Here is a 16332-nt window from a genome sequence, read left to right as displayed (position 1 = left end):
CCGGTCACGAGGTCAGCACCGCCAGGCTGGCGCTGTCCCAGCCGATCCACACCGGCGCGTCGCCGACACGGGAGGTGGTGTCGTGGTCGGTGAACGCGCGCAGCCGCGCGCCCGAGACGTCCTCGACCTGCAGGTCCACCGCCATCCGGCTGCCCAGGAAGGTGCGGTTGACGATCCGGCCGCGCACCGCGTTGGGCGTGTCCGGCCGGCCCTCGTGGAAGCTGAGCCGCTCCAGCCGCAGCGAGGCGGTGACGTCCTGGCCGGCGGCGGGCACGCCGGCGGGCGCCTGGCCGCGCAGCTCGATCCCGCGCCAGTCCATCACCACCTCGGAGCGGTCGCGGTCGATGCCGCGCACGGTGCCGTCGATCAGGTTGGTCTCGCCGATGAACTCGGCGACGAAGCGGGTGGCGGGGCGGAAGTACAGCTCTTCGGGGGTGCCGTCCTGCTCCACCCGGCCGGCGTTCATCACCACGATCCGGTCGGACATGGTCAGCGCCTCGTCCTGGTCGTGGGTGACGAAGAAGAAGGTCTTGTGGGTCTGGCGCTGGATCGCCTTCAGCTCGATCTGGACCTGGCCGCGCAGCTTGGCGTCGAGCGCGCCCAGCGGCTCGTCCAGCAGCAGCAGCGCCGGGTCCGGGGCCAGCGCGCGGGCCAGCGCCACGCGCTGCCGCTGGCCGCCCGACAGCTGCGAGGCGTAGCGGCCGGCGAAGGGCTCCAGTTCCAGGAACGACATGATCTCGTTCAGGCGGCGGTCGATCGCGGCGCGGTCGAGGCCCTTCAGCTCCAGCCCGAAGGCCATGTTCTGCGCCACCGTCATGTGCGGGAAGATGGCGTAGTCCTGGAACACCATGTTCACGTTGCGCTTGTTCGGCGGCAGCGCGGTCACGTCCTTCCCTTCCAGCAGGATGCGGCCGCTGTCGGTCTTCTCGAACCCGCCCAGCAGGCGCAGGGTGGTGGACTTGCCGCAGCCCGACGGGCCGAGGAAGGTCACGAACTCGCCCGGCGCGATGCTCAGGTGCAGCTCGTGCAGCGCGGTGGTCTTGCCGAAGCGCTTCGAGATGCCGTCGAGGCGGACGATGGGATCGCGGGGGTCGGCCATGTCAGTTTTCCTTGTTCATCCGCCGGCTGGACCGTTCGGCCCAGATGCCCAGCACCGCCGTCAGCACCAGCGCGATGGTCGAGATCGCGTTGATTTCCGGCGACATGCCCGAGCGCAGCTTGGAGAAGATCAGCACCGGCAGCGTCGGCTGGTAGCTGCCCAGGAAGAACGACCGCACGAAGTCGTCGAAGGACAGCAGCAGGCAGAACACCGAGGCGCCGATGATCGCGGGTTTCAGATACGGCAGGGTGACGCGCACGAAGGTCACCAGCGGGTCGGCGCCCAGATCGCGCGCCGCCTCGGCATAGCTTTTCGGCTGCGTCGACAGCCGCGCCATCACCACCAGCGTCACGAACGGCACGTTGTGCACCGCGTGCGCCCAGATGATCGCGCCCATGCCCGGCTCGATCCCCAGCTGGCGGGCGTAGATCCGGAACGCGATCGCCGAGATGATCCCCGGCACCAGCGCCGGCAGGATCATCAGCGCGTAGACCGCGCCGCGGCCCAGGAACCGGCGCCCGGTCAGCAGCACCGCCAGCCAGGTGCCCATCACCACCGAGATCGCGGTCGAGGCGACGGCGATGGCCAGCGAGTAGAAGAAGGTGCCGATGACGTCGGTGTCCTCGAACACGCCCAGGTACCAGTCCAGCGTCCACGACTGGATCGGAAAGCCGATGAACTTCGAGTCCTTGAAGCCCATCAGGATCATCAGCGCCAGCGGCACGAACAGGTAGACCACGAAGGCCCAGAACACGATCGACAGGAACACGCGGGAGTTGCGGGTCATCTGCTGTCCCCCTTGCGCAGCATCGCGATCAGCCGGGTGAAGATCCCCGCCATCGCCAGCGCGGTGAAGAACATGATCACCGCGAACGCGGCGCCGGTCGGCCACTCGTCGCCGGCGGTGTGGAAGAAGCCGGCGATGGTCTCGGCGAATACGGTGGTGTTCGGCCCGCCCAGCAGTACCGGCGTGCCGTAGTAGCCGATCGAGATCAGGAACACGAGCGTGCAGCCCGAACCGATGCCTTCCAGCGTCAGCGGCAGGGTGATGCGGCGGAAGCGCGTCCAGGTGCCCGCGCCCAGGTCGGCGGCGGCCTCGGAATAGCTGCGCGGCAGCTTCTCCAGCGCCGAGTACAGCGGCAGCAGCATGTAGAGCGCGGTCAGGTAGATCAGGCCGACGCTGACGGAAAAGCCGGTGTACATGAACGGGATCGGCCGTTCGACCAGCCCCAGCCACTGCAGCGCCAGGTTCACCGCGCCGTTGTTGCCCAGCAGGATCATGATCGCATAGGTGCGCACGATCTCGCCGGTCCAGAACGGGATCAGCAGCAGCAGCAGCAGCGACAGCTGGTTCTCGCGCTTCACATGCCGCGCCAGGAAGTAGGCCACCGGATAGGTGATCAGCAGCGTCGCGAAGGTCAGCACCACGCCAAAGGTCAGCGTGCGGAAGAAGGGCTTCAGGAACAGCCCGCCGTCGGCGGTGAACTTGCGGTAGTGCTCGAAGGTCAGCGACGCCTCCTCGCCCGCCGACAGCGGATAGGATTCGAGCAGGCTGACGTTCAGCATCTGCAGCATCGGGCCCAGGTGCTGCGTCACCACCCAGACCAGCGGGAACGCCGCCAGGATCAGGAACTGCCGGCGCGGGCTGGCGAAGAGGACCGCGACCAGCGCCCGGTAGGCGCGGTTGCCGGTGACGCGGCCCCAGAAGGTCGGTCTGCCCTGCGGATCGTCGGCGGCGGCGACATCCGATCCCGTCTTCGCCTGTGCGGCGTGGTCAATCATGTATTCGTCCTCTGCCGGACTGCGGTATCCGCGCCGGGGGCGGCGGCCCGATGTCGCGCCGGGCCGCCGGGTGACGTGCCGAAAGGCGGGATCAGGCGGCCTTGATCGCCTCGACCGCCGGATCGACCAGGCTGTACTTCAGATCGTTCGCCTCGGCGCGGAAGAAGCGCATGCCGGCCAGTTCCTCGTCGGTGAACGAGGTCGCGGCCTTCTCGGCCTCGGTCAGATGCTGCTCGGCGCCCTTGAAGGTCGAGATGAAGCCCGAGGCCGAGGTCATCGCCGCGCCGATCTCGGGCGAGGCCAGGATCGCGTCGAGGAAGGTGTAGGCGTTGTCGGCGTTGGGCGCGTTGTTGGCCACGTTGTAGGTGTAGACGAAGCCGTAGCTGCCTTCTTTCGGGATCGTCATCGACACCGGGAAGCCGTCGGCCATCAGCGCCGCGATCGGGCCGTTCCAGGCGCAGGCCATGGTGATGTCCTGGTTGACGAACATCTGCTGCACCTCGGCGCCGCCGTCGTAGTACTTGCGCACCAGCGGCTTCTTCTCGATCAGGAAGTCGCGGGCCTGGGCCACCACCTCGGCGGCGCGGTCGGGATCGCCCATGTACTCGACCATGTTGCCGTCGTTGCCCTGCATCAGCATGACGATCGACAGCATGTCCTGGATGACATAGGCGGTCTGCTTGGCGTATTTGTCCGAGAAGAACGGCTCCCAGCTTCTGGTGTCCTCGTCCGGCACCATCTCGGAGTTGTAGGCCAGCACTTCCATGCCGGACAGGATCGGCGCGCCCCACTTGTTGCCGTTGATGGTCGACCAGTCGCTTTCCGAATAGACCGGGTTGATCGTGCCCCAGTTCGACAGCCGGCCGGTGTCCAGCGGCGCCAGCAGTTCGCTGTCGATGAACTGCAGGAAGCGGTGGCCGGCGACGGTGACGATGTCGGCGGTCGGGTTCGGCTGCTCGGCGGCCAGCAGGTTGAACTGCTTGCCCTGGTCATCGACCAGGCGGATGTTCACCTTGATGCCGGTGTCGGCCTCGAACTGCTCCTTGAACGACTCGGGCACGAAGTCGGCATAGGTCCAGACGTTGACCTCGCCGCCCTGCGCGCGGGCGCGGCCAATGTAGGCCGGCGAGGCAAGCGCGCCGGCGGTGGCGGCCGCGGTGCCGATGAAGCGGCGGCGGTCGATGATCAGCTTGGTCATACGTTTTTCTCCTTGTTGGTATGCGGTCTTCTGTGTTGGTCGCGGGCTCTGACGGCCCTCTGCTGCCCGGTCATGCGGAGGCCTGGTGCGGCGCGCGCCGCGGAAGCTGCCCGGTGCGCGCCGCCAGCGCAAGGTCCCCGAGCGCATACTCGCGCAGGCGCAGCGCTTCGAGAAGCGCGTTTTCGGCGGCGAAGTCGCGCCCGTACATCGCCGAGAAGATCTCGACCCCGGCCTGGTGCAGCACCGCCGGACGGCCCGCGAGCTCGCCCAGCACGACGGTCTGGCACAGCCCGTAGGGCACGTCCTCGGTCACATAGCGGCTGTCGGCGGTGGCGGGGCCGGTGCCGCCGTTGCCCTCGGCGTGCATCTGCCGGTTCATGTCCGCGATCGAGCCGACGGGGACGTGGAACGACTGGTGGAAGTGCTCGAAGATGGTCTTGACCTCCAGCCCCAGCGCCTTTGCGATCGCCAGCCGTTCCTCGTCGAGCCGTTCCAGCAGGCGGCCGACGTTGGGGGTGACGTTCTGGCCCTGGCTCCAGTCCTCGCCGCGCTCCATCCGGGTCATGTTGCCCAGGGCGATGCCCATGTGGTTCTGCGGATTGAGGTTCGACAGCGTGATCGCCAGCAACCCGTCGCGGGGCACGAACACCTCGCCGAACAGTGCGGTGCAGGTGGCCAGCGCCTGGTCCTGCCGCTCCACCGGCACGGTGCACATGTCGATGCGGGCGCGCACGGTGTTGACCTTGACGTGGGTGCCCGACTGGCGCCGACCGGTGGCGGCGGTGGTGCCCCAGGCGGTGATCGGCAGGGTCAGGCCGCGCTCCGCCAGCAGCCTGCCCAGGTAGAGGGCGCCGAACGAGCAGTGGGACGAGACGATCACCTGCTGGCCCTCGCGCAGGTGCGGGGCAAGCGCCTCCATCACCGTCTTGTGGCCATAGCCCGGCAGGGCGATCAGGATCACGTCCGCACCCTCGGCCAGCGCCTGCGCGCTGCCCGCGACGGCCGGAGAGAAGCGGCCTTCGACCGCGCCGGTGGCCTCCAGCGCGCCCTCGCCGCCAAGCTCGGTGGTGCCCTTGCCCGAGGGCGACCAGAGCGTTGCGCGGTGGCCGTTGCGCTCGACCAGCACGGCGCTGGCCATGGCGATGGAGCCTGCGCCGGCGATGCCGACGCGGATCGGATCGGTGCTCATGCGTCCACCTCGGTTCTGACGGGATCGCCGAGGACGTGCATCAGCCGGTTGGCCCAGCCGAACAGCGAAGCCGACAGGATCAGGTCGAGGATCTCGTCCTCGTCCAGCCCGGCGTCGCGCAGCGCCTGCATGTCGTCCGCATCGGCCTGCGAGGGGCAGTCGGACAGCTTGCGGGCGAAGTCGAAGATCGCCCGGTCGCGCGGGTCCAGGTCGGCGTCCGCGCCCTTTTCGAACAGCTTGTCGGTCAGCTCGGTGCTTTTTTCCAGCTGCGCGTGGCGGGCGGCGTGGACGGCGGCGCAATAGACGCAGCGGTTGACCATCGAGGCGGCCAGCGCGCCGATCTCGCGCCCGGCGCGGCCCAGCCCGCCCTTGTCGTACATGATCGCGTTGAACAGCGGCGAGCGCACCTTCAGCGACTCGACGTCATGGGCCAGCGTCAGGACGTAATCGGAAACCTTCGTGTTCGACGGCGTGACCTGAAGCGCCTCGAGCTGCGCCTCGGTCGCCTCCTCCAGGTTCACCGGGGTCACGCGCGGTTGCCAGTGCGGCACGTCGCGGGTGAACTTGTGCACGATCTTGGCCATCACGCCGCTCCCGTCATCAGTTTCAGCCCGGCGATCAGCCGAAGCTGGTAGGCGAGGAAGGCGTTCAGCTCGCACAGGCGCACGATGTCGGCGTCGGCCACGCCCGCCGCTTGCAGGGCCGAGATATCCCCGGCCGCGATGTCGCGCGGCCTGGCGGCGACCTTGTCCATGAAGGTGACGACATGTGACAGGCCAAGCGCCGCGCCGGTTTCGGCCGGGTCCGCGAGGGCGGCGAATTCGTCGCCCTGCATCCGGGCGGCATAGCGGACGGCGACGTCCCCGGCGGCGTTCAGCCGGGCGATGCGGACGGCCAGCGCGGCGCGCAGGTCGTGCGGCCAGGCGCCGGGATCGGCCGGGGCCAGCACCGCGTCCTCGGCGGTCCGGGTCATTTCCATCACCTTCGCCCGCAGGCCTACCGCGCCCGAGGCGGGGCCGCCTTCGGTCGCGCCGCCCGCGGCGACGGCGGTTGTCGTCCAGATGTCGCTCACGCCACCTTGCCTTTCTTGTCGTCTTCCGACGGCAGCTCCGTCGGCGTCCATTCTTCGCCGGTCAGTTCGGGGGTCGCATAATCCTGCATCCCCTGCCAGTGCTGTTCGACGTCCTCGGCATAGAGCCTGGCCGCGATCTCGCGCGCCAGCCACGCCGCCCCGTCCGAAACACCGGGAATGTCGCCGCTGACCTTGCCGAGGCTCGCCGTCGCGCCGTAGTTGAAGCAGTAGACATTGCCCAGCCACGGGGCCTGGCCCGGCACCTTCTCGCGGAAGGTGAAGTCGGGGTTGAGGTAGGGGAACCGGCCCAGATCGGCGTCGGCCTCGTCCGCGGGGGGCGTGTAGACGTCCTGCCACAGCTGGATCATCTCGGCCGCCGCGCCGAATTCGACGCGCTGCTTGGGGTCGGTGACGAAGCCGGTGCCGAGGATCAGGAAATCCGCAAGGTAACTGGTGCCGTCGGCGAAGTGGATGCGCACGCCGCTGCCTTCCTCGGTCACGCGGGTGGTGGCCTTGCCGAAGTGGAAACGCGCGTTCGGGTGCCGGCTGACCCGCAGGGTCGAGCCGTGCGGCGGCGGGGTCTGGGTGGCGAAGCTGTAGTGCATGAAGCGCCAGCGCCATTCGTCGGGAAGGCCCGCGTAGCCGCTGGTGAAGCCGAAGCTGCCGATGCCCATCATCTTGTTGATCGTCGGCATTTCCGGGCGGCGGATCAGGTGGCGCACCTCGGCCGCGCCATGCTCCAGCGCCTCGGCGGCGTTGTCCACGGCAGAGGCGCCGACGCCGATCACCGCGACCTTGCGGCCCTTCAGCGCGGCAAAGTCGATATCGTCCGAGCTGTGCGCCCACAGGTGCCGGGGCAGGCCCTGCATGAAGCCGGGGATGTTCGGCCGCCCGGTGCCGTCGCGCCCCGTCGCCATCACCAGCTTGCGGGTCAGGATCGTGCCCTCTGCCGCGCCCGAGACCGTCAGCCGCAGCAGGTCGCCCTGCGGTTCCACCCGGTCGACCGAGACGCCGTTCTCGATCGGCACCGCCAGCGCGTCGCGGTACCAGCGCAGGTAGTCCATCCACATCGGGCGCGGGATCCGGTGCAGCAGTTCCCACGACTTCGCGCCGAACTGGGCGCGGTACCACGCCTGGAAGGTCAGCGCACCGAGGCCGAAGGCGGGGCCGGTCAGCTGCTTGGGCGAGCGCAGCGTCTCCATCCGGGCATAGTTCAGCCACGGCCCTTCCAGCCCGGCGGGGGCGCGGTCCAGCATCCGCACCCGGTGCAGCCCGCCGGTGCGCAGCGCCAGCCACGCCACCAGGCCGCACATGCCGCCGCCGATGATCACCACGTCCTCGACCTGCCGGCCGTCCACCGCGCGCGGCGGCACCCACGCCTTGCCGGGATAGCACAGGAAGCCGAGATCCTCGTGCAGGCGGGCCGTCAGCGCCGCGAGGCCCTGGCCGTCGGTCGGGGAAGAGCTGCTGTTCGTCATGTCCGGCGGTGGTCCTTTCTCATGCGTCCTGCGCCGCGGCGCGGCCCGGCCAGACCCGGTGCAGATCGTCGATCACGAAGGCATGCACATGCCGGCGTCTGCCGCCGTCGGCCGGGTGCGCGCGCAGGTGCGGATGCTCCGGCGGCAGGTCCGGGTGGCTGTGCGCCCGTTCCGCCGGATCGTCGGCGGGCCAGGCCCGGAGCCCGGCCAGCGCCACCGCGGCACAGGCCAGGCTGAGCACCGCCATCGCCGCCCCCGGGCTTGTCACGGATCCCAGCCAGCCCGCCAGCGGATAGGCCAGCAGCCAGCCGGCGTGCGACAGCGAGAACTGCGCCGCGAAGATCGCCGGGCGGTCCGCCGACGCCGCCGAGCGCACCAGCACCAGCCCGCCGGGCGTCAGCACCATCGACGAGGCGGCGCCGAAGCCCGCCCAGAGCAGCATCAGCGCCGGCAGCGGCAGCGGCGCCAGCACCAGCAGCCCCAGCGCCGCGAACAGGAAGGCGCCGCCCGCCATCACCCCGCGCGCGGTGGCGCGGTCGAGCAGCCGGGGCACGATCAGCGCCGCCGCCGCCGCGCCGACGCCGTAGCAGCCCATCAGCAGGGTGTAGTAGCGCTCGGGCGCGCCCAGGTGCTTGCCGGCATAGACCACGGTGTTGACGATCACCCAGGCCATCGCCAGCGACAGCGCGAGGTTCAGCAGGAACAGCCCGCGCAACCGGGGCGTGCGGAAGTAGATCGTCATCCCCTTCGAGACCCGGCGCAGGAACGGCGCCTTGATCGCCGGCGCGGCGGCCGGCAGCGCGGTCACGGCCAGCGCCAGCATCGAGCCCAGGAACGCCAGCGCCGCAAGAAAGAACAGCGCGTTCGCCGGCACCAGCGTCAGCGCCAGCGCGGCGATGGCGGGGCTGAGGATCGCCTCGAGCGTGTAGGCCAGCCGCGACAGGCCCAGCGCGCGGGTATAGGTTTCCTCCTCGGGCAGCATCTCGGGCAGGGTGGCCTGGAACAGCGGCGTGAACCCCGACGAGGCGGCGAAGAACAGGAACACCAGCAGCGCGATCTGCCACGGTGCGCCGGCCAGCCCCATCGCGCCGACCATCGCCAGCCGGATCAGGTCGATGCCGACCAGCGTCGCGCGCCGCGGCAGCGGCGCCAGCAGCGTCTCGGCCACCGGCGCGATCAGCACATAGGCCACCATCTTGATCGCCAGCAGGCCGCCGAAGATCCAGCCGCCCGCGGCGACGCCGCCGAACGAGAACGCGCTCAGCGACAGCGACACGGTCATCAGCCCGATGCCGACCAGCGACAGGATCTGCGCGGCGTAGAAGGTACGGAATCCGGCGTGGCGGAAAGGCGAGCTCATCTTGCGATCGTCTCCGGTCTGGCGGTGCGCGGCGTGAAGCGCGCGGTGCGTTCGTCGACTGTGTAATGCGGGCGGTAGTCTGCGGCATCGCGCGCAAGATCGTCCACCCGCGAAATGACGAAATCCGCCTTCGCGTCGGTCATCAGCGGCGACAGGTTCAGCCGCACCCAGCCCGGCTTCTCGGTCTCGCGCCCGGCGGCTATGGCCGCCAGCATCCGGTCCGACGCCGCCCGGTCCAGCCCCAGCAGCCGGTGCGCATAGCTGCCGGCGCAGGCGCAGCCGCCGCGCGCCTGGATGCCGTGCAGGTCGGACAGCAGCCGGGTGAAGAACTGGTGGTGGACATGGCCGCCGCGCCGGTCGCGGACACGGAACGAGAACACCGGCAGGGCGGGCGCGGCGGGATTGCCCAGCAGCTCGATCGCCGGGTTGCGCGACCAGACCGACAGCGCCCGCGCGCGCAGCGCCCGCAGCCGCGCGTCCAGCCGGTCCTGGCCGATGGCCGCCTTGGCCAGCATCACCAGCGCGGCGCGGATGTCGCCGACGACATTCGGGGTGCCGCCCTCCTCGCGGTGGGCCAGGTCGCCGGAATAGACGTGCGCCCAGGGCGAGACGAAGCTGACGGTGCCGCCGCCGGGCAGGGTCGGCGTGGCGCGGCGGGCGATCGCGTCGCGGATCACCGCCACGCCCGAGGCGCCGGGCCCGCCGGCGAACTTGTGCGCCGAGAACACGATCGCGTCCTTCCGGCAGTCCGGCGCGCCGCCCATGTCCATGGCGATGTAGGGCGCGCCGCAGGCGTAGTCCCAGACCGCCAGCGCGCCGTGCGCCTTCAGCAGGCGGGTGACCGCGTCGGTGTCGGTCAGGATGCCGGTGACGTTCGACGCCGCCGAGAACGCGCCGACGATCAGCGCGGCGCCCTGCGCGGCGCGCAGTTCCGCCCGCAGCGCGTCCAGGTCCGGCCCGCCGGCCGCGGCCTCGGGGATCTCGACCACCTCGGCGCCGCTTTCGCGCCAGGGCAGCAGGTTGGAATGGTGCTCGTACGGGCCGACCAGCACCACGGCGCGGCCGCCCGCCGCGCGGACCCCGGGGATGTCCAGCAGGCCCGCGATCCGGTTCAGCCCGTGGGTCGCGCCGGCGCCCGCGAACACCACGCTGCGACCCTCGTCCGCGCCGACCAGTCGGGCGATTCGGGCGCGGCCCTCCTCGCGCAGGCGGGTGCAAAACGCGCCGCAATGGGATGCCTCGGTGTGGCTGTTGGCGTAGTAGGGCAGCACGCGGTCGCGGATGAAATCCTCGACCTGGGCCAGCGCCCGCCCCGAGGCGACATGGTCGGCGTAGACCAGCGGCCGGGCGCCGAACGGGCCGTCCACGACCGCGTCTTCGCCGATCAGCCCGTCGCGCAGCGCCGCGACCGGATCGCGGCTGGCAAGATCGCGGGTGAATTCGGCGAACAGGGACATGGATCCTCCGGGTGCTGAGCTGGCTTTCTGCGGCAATCGTCGCCGCGCCGGAGAGAGAAATCATCCCCGAAGTTTGCGTTCATCCGGCCTGAAGGCGAGGATTTGAACGCCCTAACGATCAAGAACCGGATCATGATCCCGATCTTGTCGAAAGATAGCTATCCTGCGACCCATGACGACACTTCGGTCGACAGTTCCCGCAGCGGCGGCGGACTTCGGTTCGCCGCGGCCGGCGCGGATCCGCGCCTGACCGTCCGCCGGCTTGAGGGCGCAGCACGACGTTCGGTCGGCAGCTGTGCGGTTTCCCGCCACGGCCCGGGGAGCGCGGAAACGACGTGACTTGTCGCGCGACCCGCCCATATTGCTGCGTCCGGGGCCGCGAGACCGCGCGCGCGCCGGCTTCACCCGTGCCGCCGGTCCGGTGAGCCGGCCTGAGGCCCGCCCGCGGATCGCCGCGGCGCCGGAAGTCGCCGAACCATGGAGTGCCGAGAATGCCGAACATCCTGACCCGCCGCGCCGTCCTGACCTCTGCCGGGGCCCTGGCGCTGGCGCTTGTCCTGCCCCGCCCCGGCCGCGCGGCGGTGCCTGCGATCCATGTCATGAAGGACCCGAACTGCGGCTGCTGCGCGGGCTGGATCGAGATCCTCGAGGCCGAGGGTTTCGACGTGACGACCGAGGCGGCGGTCGGCGCGCAGCTGGCGCGCTACAAGCTGGAGAACGGCATTCCGGCCGAGCTGGCATCGTGCCACACCGGCAAGGTCGAGGGCTATGTCATCGAGGGCCATGTGCCGGTGGCCGACATCCGGCGGCTGCTTTCGGAGCGCCCCGAGGCGGTCGGCCTGGCGGTGCCCGGAATGCCCTACGGCTCGCCCGGGATGGGCCCCGAGGACCAGCGCGAGGCGTTCGACGTGCTGCTGGTCCGCGCGGGCGGCGAGAGCGAAGTGTTCACGCGCTACGACGCCGCCTAGCCGTGGCGGCAGGCGGGCGGGTCTAGGCCGGCGCGGGTTCGAAATAATCCGGGAACTCGGCCTGCAGCGCGGCGACGCGGTTGATCGTGCCGGTGACATGCGCGCGCATCGCGCGCGCGGCGGCGTCCGGATCGCCGGCGGCGATGGCCTCGACGATGGCGGCGTGGGCGGTGACGATCTCGACCATCTTGCCGGCGCGCGGCAGTTCCAGCCGCTGGCAGCGGGCCAGGTGGCCCTGCCGGCGCAGCATCAGCGCGTGCAGGCCCTGCATGCCGACGGCCTCGAACAGCCCGGCGTGGAAGGCGCGGTCGAGATCGAGGAACAGCCCCATTTGCGCCGGATCGCCGAGCAGCGTCTGCTGCATCCGCACCAGGCTGCGGGCGCGGTCGCTGGCGGCCGTGTCGCGCGCGCCGGCCAGTTGCCGCACCACCTCGGTCTCCAGCGCGACGCGCAGGAAATGCGTCTCGTGCAGCTGGTGCGCGCTGATCCGCGCGACCACGGTGCGCGACTGCGGGTGGACCCGCACCAGCCCGTCCTGCTCCAGCAGCTGCAGCGCCTCGCGCACCGGCGTCTGGCTGGCGCCGTAGCCGCGCGCCAGCTCCTGCCGCGCGATGGTGGTGTCGGGCTTCAGTTCCAGATCGATGATGCGCTGCCGCAGGTCGGCGTAGATGCGGCTGGCGGCCGGGCCACCGGCCACGGCCGGGCCGCGGGCGCCAAGCGCCTGCGCGATGTCGTCCAGCGGTGGTTTCGGCGGCGATGCCATTGCTGACCTGCGGAATGCGGGGCCGGCGCCGGTGCGCCGGGTGCTGTCGTCCGGTCGCCTAGATCATTTGGCCGCGCGGGGCAACGGCGGCAACGGCGGCACCATGGGGCCCGGTGCGGCGTGCCCGGTGGCCGATCCGCGCCTAGGGGCCCGGCGGCGCGGTCTGGCGCAGCAGCCTTCGGTACCGTGCCTGACTGCCGCGCAGATGATCGCGCATGGCCAGGCGCGCGGCCTCTTCCGCGCCTTCGAGGATGGCGGCGACGATCCGTTCGTGTTCCTCGTCCAGCACGCGCTGGTATGCCGCCGGATCGGGCCCGGGCGAGCTGGCGTCCAGCGCCCGGCGCGGGATCATGCCGGGGCCGATCAGGGTCAGGAACTCGCGGAAGCGCGGGTTGTTGGTGGCGTCCGCGATCGCCAGGTGCAGCTCGAAATCCGCCTCGGCGGTGGGCTGGCCGGCGGCGGCGCGGGCGCGCACCGCCTGCAGCGCCTCGAGGATCGCCACCTCCTGCGAGGGCGAGCGGCGCTGCGCCGCCAGCGCGGCGGCCTCGCACTCGACGGCGGTGCGCAGCTCCAGCATCTCGATCATCGACGACACCCGCGCCGGATCGACGGTCCGGAACGGCAGCGCGACCGGTTCCGGCGGCGGCAGCACGAAGACGCCGGCGCCCTGCCGCGGCTCGACCAGGCGGTCGGCGCGCAGCGTCGCGATCGCCTCGCGGACCACGGTGCGGCTGACGTTGAACTCCGCGGTCAGCCGTGCCTCGCTGGGCAGCCGGTCGCCGGGGCGGTAGCGGCCGCTGTCGATCTGCCGGCGCAGCGCCTCGGTGGTCGACGCCACCAGCGTCCTGCCCCCGGATCTGGATGCGGTTCCGGTCATGGTCCCGCCCGGTCAGACGCCATGGGCGTGCCGGGCCGATCCGGCTCCCGTGCTGCCGGGAGACGCGCGCCCGGGGTCGCGGCGCGCGCGCGGGTCACGTCACCGGGGCCGGGTTGAACAGCGCCAGCGCGTTGCCGATGCGGTGCCGCTCGGCCCAGGTCGGGGCGCCGCTGGCGACGGCGAGGATGTGCTCGAACATCTCCTCGCCCATCTGCTCGATGCTGCGCGCGCCGCTGGCAATCGGGCCGGCGTCGATGTCCATCAGGTCGTGCCAACGGCGCGCCAGCTCGGTGCGGGTGGCGATCTTGATCACCGGCATCGCCTCGAGGCTGTAGGGCGTGCCGCGTCCGGTGGTGAAGGCGTGGATCGTCGCTCCCGCCGCCAGCTGCAGCGTTCCGCAGACGAAGTCGCTGGCCGGCGTCGCGGCATAGAGCAGCCCCTTGCCCGCCGCCCGCTCGCCCGGCGCGAGCACGCCCGAGATCGGCGAGCGGCCGGACTTGACGATCGAGCCCATCGCCTTTTCGACGATGTTCGACAGCCCGCCGGCCTTGTTGCCGGGGGTGGTGTTGGCCGAGCGGTCGACCGCGCCGCGGGCCAGGTAGGCGTCGTACCACGCCATCTGGTCGATCAGCGCCTGCGCCACCTCGGGGGTGGCGGCGCGCGCGGTCAGCTGGGCGATGCCGTCGCGCACCTCGGTGACCTCCGAGAACATCACCGTGCCGCCGGCGCGCACGATCAGATCGCTGGCATGGCCCAGCGCCGGGTTGGCGGTGACGCCCGAGAACGCGTCGCTGCCGCCGCACTGCACGCCCAGCACCAGGTCCGAGACAGGGCAGGGCGTGCGCCGGCGCCGGTCCAGCGCCGCCAGATGGGTCTCGGCCTCGGCCATGATCGCGGTGATCATCGCCTCGAAGCCGATGTGCGCCGGGTCCTGCAGGGTGACGAGGCCGGCATCGGGCAGGTTCAGCCGCTCGGGCTGCAGCTTTTCGCAGCCGAGGCTGACGATCAGCGCGCGGCCGCCGAAGTTCGGGTTGCGCGCGATGTTGGCCAGCGTGCGGATCGGGATCGCCGCGTCCACCGCCTCGATCGCCACGCCGCAGCCGAAGATGTGTTCCAGCGCCACCACGCCGTCGACATTGGGAAAGCGCGGCAGCAGCTCGTCGCGGATCCGCCGCACCGCGTGCTCGACCACGCCCGAGACGCATTGCACCGTCGTCGTCACCGCCAGCAGGTTGCGGGTGCCGACGCTGCCGTCGGCGTTGCGGTAGCCGTCGAAGGTGCGGCCCTCGACCGGCGGCCCGGCGGGGGCGTTGCGGGTGCAGACCGGAAGCGCGTCCAGCCCCGGTGCCTGCGGCAGGTGCAGCCGCCGCTCGTTCACCCAGCTGCCGGCCGGCAGGTCCTCGGCGGCGTGGCCGATCACCACGTCGTAGCGGCGCACCGGATCGCCCTGCGCCAGATCCTGCAGCGCCACCTTGTGACCCTGCGGCACACGCTCGCGCAGCCGCGGGCCCGAGGGGATCCGGGTGCCGGCCTCGAGCCCGAAGTCGTTGGCGACGATCGCCACGTTGTCGGCGGGGTGCATGCGGATGACGCGCGGGGCGTCGGGGGGGTGCTGAACCGTCATGTCCGGGATCCTCTCAGGATTTCGGCCGCGCGCAGCACCGGTCGGGCCGGTGCCTGCGCGCTTCGGCCGTCGTCGCGGGCGTCGCAGCCGGCGGCAGGTGAACGGCATTCTGGCCGGCAGGGTGCATGTCGGCAGCGGCAGTACCAGGTCGTTGGCGATAAATTTGTATGATGACTTCGCCCGGCGTCACCACCGGAACGGTGACCGGGCGCAAAGTGCGCCGGAGCGATATCATGTCATGCGCCCCTTTCGAAAAAAGCGTCGCCGCATTGTTCGACAGTGCTGCCACCGGCTTGCCAATCTGTCAAACAGACAATAGGAGGATTGCGGAAATAAGTATGACAAGCGGGCGTGCCCGGCCGGGCGCCGCCGCGATCGAAATGAAGGATGACGTGCCGGCCCCGCTGTGCGAGAGGCCGAACGTCCTGGGACCGTCGACGCCGGCGGCGCGCGCGATGTGACGCCGGCGGGGCTGACCGCGACCCTGCCCGGCGCGCCGGGCGGCCGCGGACCCATCCGGCCCCGGAAAACGGGGCGCCTGGACATGCCGCGGATGCGGCAGGCGGCGCCGGCCGTCCTGCCGGACCGGGCCGGCACCGGGACGAGACGACTGCGAGGGAAAGGACAACGGCATGAAGCGACTTCTGATCACCGGCGCCGCGGGCGGGCTGGGCACGGCGATGCGCACGCGCCTTGCGCACATGGCCGACACGCTGCGGCTGTCGGACATCGCCGACATGGGTGCGGCAGGGTCGAACGAGGAACTGGTGCGTTGCGATCTGAGCGACGCCGCCGCCGTCGACGCGCTGGTCGAGGGCTGCGACGGGATCGTGCATTTCGGCGGCGTCTCGGTCGAGAAACCCTGGTCGATGATCCGCCCGGCCAACATCGACGGCCTGTACAACCTGTACGAGGCGGCGCGCAAGCACGGTCAGCCGCGGATCGTCTTCGCCAGCTCGAACCACGCCATCGGCTTCTACAGGCAGACCGAGCGCATCGACGCGCGGGCGCCGACCCGGCCCGACGGGCTGTACGGCGTCTCGAAGGTGTTCGGCGAGGCGCTGGCCAGCATGTACCATGACAAGTTCGGGCAGGAGACGGCGATCGTGCGCATCGGCTCGTCCTTCCCCGAGCCGAAGAACGTGCGGATGCTATCCTCCTGGCTCAGCTACGCCGATTTCGTGCGCCTGATCGAGCGGGTGTTCATGGTGCCGCGGCTGGGCTGCCCGGTGATCTACGGCGCCTCGGCCAACAGCGCCGGCTGGTGGGACAACGCCCACGCCTCCTATCTGGGCTGGGTGCCGCAGGACAACGCCGAAACCTTCCGCGAGGGGGTCGAGGCGCAGGGCGGCCGGCCCGCCGCCGACGACCCCGACGCCGTGTTCCAGGGTGGCAGCTTCACCGCCGACGGCATCCACGAGGACTGAGGCCGCGCGCGGCCCGTCCCAGGCATCATCAGAAAGGC

The 16332-nt window shown here is 70.9% G+C and carries 16 protein-coding genes; 2 read left to right on the top strand and 14 right to left on the bottom strand.

Translation table 11 applies throughout. From position 1 onward, the window contains the following. Positions 1-4: 4 nt before the first annotated feature. From GE300_RS07830 to GE300_RS07785, 10 genes are all read right to left on the bottom strand, one after another. On the bottom strand, positions 5-1099 hold the full coding sequence (locus GE300_RS07830; protein WP_154445992.1) for an ABC transporter ATP-binding protein: 1095 nt from the start codon (positions 1097-1099) through the stop codon (positions 5-7). A gap of 1 nt (position 1100) precedes the next feature. Next, the gene (locus tag GE300_RS07825) at positions 1101-1886 is read right to left on the bottom strand and encodes an ABC transporter permease (protein WP_154445991.1); all 786 of its coding nucleotides are present in this window, start codon (positions 1884-1886) and stop codon (positions 1101-1103) included. Then, positions 1883-2881, bottom strand: a complete 999-nt coding sequence (locus GE300_RS07820; RefSeq protein WP_154445990.1) for an ABC transporter permease — start codon at positions 2879-2881, stop codon at positions 1883-1885. The genes GE300_RS07825 and GE300_RS07820 overlap by 4 nt, the downstream gene beginning before the upstream one ends. Positions 2882-2972: 91 nt before the next feature. Continuing rightward, positions 2973-4079, bottom strand: coding sequence for an ABC transporter substrate-binding protein (locus GE300_RS07815; protein WP_154445989.1), 1107 nt, complete (start codon positions 4077-4079; stop codon positions 2973-2975). 70 nt (positions 4080-4149) lie between these two features. Then, on the bottom strand, positions 4150-5268 hold the full coding sequence (locus tag GE300_RS07810) for an NAD/NADP octopine/nopaline dehydrogenase family protein (protein WP_154445988.1): 1119 nt from the start codon (positions 5266-5268) through the stop codon (positions 4150-4152). Continuing rightward, entirely contained in the window at positions 5265-5852 is a 588-nt protein-coding gene (locus GE300_RS07805) for a peroxidase-related enzyme (protein ID WP_154445987.1), read from the bottom strand. The genes GE300_RS07810 and GE300_RS07805 overlap by 4 nt, the downstream gene beginning before the upstream one ends. Further along, positions 5852-6340: a hypothetical protein gene (locus tag GE300_RS07800; protein WP_325063152.1), complete on the bottom strand. Its 489-nt coding sequence runs from the start codon at positions 6338-6340 to the stop codon at positions 5852-5854. Before GE300_RS07800 ends, GE300_RS07805 begins: the two co-directional genes overlap by 1 nt. Next, complete coding sequence (locus tag GE300_RS07795) at positions 6337-7818, bottom strand: NAD(P)-binding domain-containing protein (RefSeq protein WP_154445985.1); 1482 nt, start codon at positions 7816-7818, stop codon at positions 6337-6339. Before GE300_RS07795 ends, GE300_RS07800 begins: the two co-directional genes overlap by 4 nt. A 19-nt stretch (positions 7819-7837) precedes the next feature. Next, complete coding sequence (locus tag GE300_RS07790; RefSeq protein WP_154445984.1) at positions 7838-9178, bottom strand: MFS transporter; 1341 nt, start codon at positions 9176-9178, stop codon at positions 7838-7840. Further along, positions 9175-10635, bottom strand: coding sequence for an aminotransferase class V-fold PLP-dependent enzyme (locus GE300_RS07785; protein WP_154445983.1), 1461 nt, complete (start codon positions 10633-10635; stop codon positions 9175-9177). Before GE300_RS07785 ends, GE300_RS07790 begins: the two co-directional genes overlap by 4 nt. Positions 10636-11126: 491 nt before the next feature. Between GE300_RS07785 and GE300_RS07780 the strand changes: the two genes are divergently transcribed. After that, a complete protein-coding gene (locus tag GE300_RS07780) occupies positions 11127-11603 on the top strand; it encodes a DUF411 domain-containing protein (RefSeq protein ID WP_154445982.1) in 477 nt (158 codons plus the stop codon). A 22-nt stretch (positions 11604-11625) separates the two neighbouring features. Here GE300_RS07780 and GE300_RS07775 read toward each other — a convergent pair whose 3' ends face one another. The 4 genes from GE300_RS07775 to GE300_RS07760 form a co-directional block, all read right to left on the bottom strand. Then, on the bottom strand, positions 11626-12366 hold the full coding sequence (locus tag GE300_RS07775) for a GntR family transcriptional regulator (RefSeq protein ID WP_154445981.1): 741 nt from the start codon (positions 12364-12366) through the stop codon (positions 11626-11628). 142 nt (positions 12367-12508) lie between these two features. Further along, positions 12509-13243, bottom strand: coding sequence for a FadR/GntR family transcriptional regulator (locus tag GE300_RS07770; protein WP_154445980.1), 735 nt, complete (start codon positions 13241-13243; stop codon positions 12509-12511). Between the two features lie 94 nt (positions 13244-13337). Further along, positions 13338-14867, bottom strand: a complete 1530-nt coding sequence (garD, locus tag GE300_RS07765) for a galactarate dehydratase (protein ID WP_233416866.1) — start codon at positions 14865-14867, stop codon at positions 13338-13340. 13 nt (positions 14868-14880) lie between these two features. Next, positions 14881-15156 carry a hypothetical protein gene (locus GE300_RS07760; RefSeq protein ID WP_154445979.1) on the bottom strand — a complete coding sequence of 92 codons (276 nt, stop codon included), beginning with the start codon at positions 15154-15156 and terminating at the stop codon, positions 14881-14883. Positions 15157-15499: 343 nt separating this feature from the next. Between GE300_RS07760 and GE300_RS07755 the strand changes: the two genes are divergently transcribed. Further along, the gene (locus tag GE300_RS07755; RefSeq protein WP_154445978.1) at positions 15500-16294 is read left to right on the top strand and encodes an NAD-dependent epimerase/dehydratase family protein; all 795 of its coding nucleotides are present in this window, start codon (positions 15500-15502) and stop codon (positions 16292-16294) included. Positions 16295-16332 lie beyond the last annotated feature (38 nt).

The organism is Halovulum marinum (assembly GCF_009697225.1).
Classification (GTDB): Bacteria; Pseudomonadota; Alphaproteobacteria; order Rhodobacterales; family Rhodobacteraceae; genus Halovulum; species Halovulum marinum.
Note: the sequence above shows the minus strand (reverse complement) of the source record. Positions and strands in the feature narration are given on the sequence as shown.

Coding starts and splice junctions, on each gene's coding strand:
- GE300_RS07805 (WP_154445987.1), bottom strand. CDS start 5,852: ATGGCCAAGATCGTGCACAAGTTCACCCGCGACGTGCCGCACTGGCAA.
- GE300_RS07825 (WP_154445991.1), bottom strand. CDS start 1,886: ATGACCCGCAACTCCCGCGTGTTCCTGTCGATCGTGTTCTGGGCCTTC.
- GE300_RS07775 (WP_154445981.1), bottom strand. CDS start 12,366: ATGGCATCGCCGCCGAAACCACCGCTGGACGACATCGCGCAGGCGCTT.
- garD (WP_233416866.1), bottom strand. CDS start 14,867: ATGACGGTTCAGCACCCCCCCGACGCCCCGCGCGTCATCCGCATGCAC.
- GE300_RS07780 (WP_154445982.1), top strand. CDS start 11,127: ATGCCGAACATCCTGACCCGCCGCGCCGTCCTGACCTCTGCCGGGGCC.
- GE300_RS07795 (WP_154445985.1), bottom strand. CDS start 7,818: ATGACGAACAGCAGCTCTTCCCCGACCGACGGCCAGGGCCTCGCGGCG.
- GE300_RS07810 (WP_154445988.1), bottom strand. CDS start 5,268: ATGAGCACCGATCCGATCCGCGTCGGCATCGCCGGCGCAGGCTCCATC.
- GE300_RS07770 (WP_154445980.1), bottom strand. CDS start 13,243: ATGACCGGAACCGCATCCAGATCCGGGGGCAGGACGCTGGTGGCGTCG.
- GE300_RS07790 (WP_154445984.1), bottom strand. CDS start 9,178: ATGAGCTCGCCTTTCCGCCACGCCGGATTCCGTACCTTCTACGCCGCG.
- GE300_RS07820 (WP_154445990.1), bottom strand. CDS start 2,881: ATGATTGACCACGCCGCACAGGCGAAGACGGGATCGGATGTCGCCGCC.
- GE300_RS07785 (WP_154445983.1), bottom strand. CDS start 10,635: ATGTCCCTGTTCGCCGAATTCACCCGCGATCTTGCCAGCCGCGATCCG.
- GE300_RS07830 (WP_154445992.1), bottom strand. CDS start 1,099: ATGGCCGACCCCCGCGATCCCATCGTCCGCCTCGACGGCATCTCGAAG.
- GE300_RS07815 (WP_154445989.1), bottom strand. CDS start 4,079: ATGACCAAGCTGATCATCGACCGCCGCCGCTTCATCGGCACCGCGGCC.
- GE300_RS07755 (WP_154445978.1), top strand. CDS start 15,500: ATGAAGCGACTTCTGATCACCGGCGCCGCGGGCGGGCTGGGCACGGCG.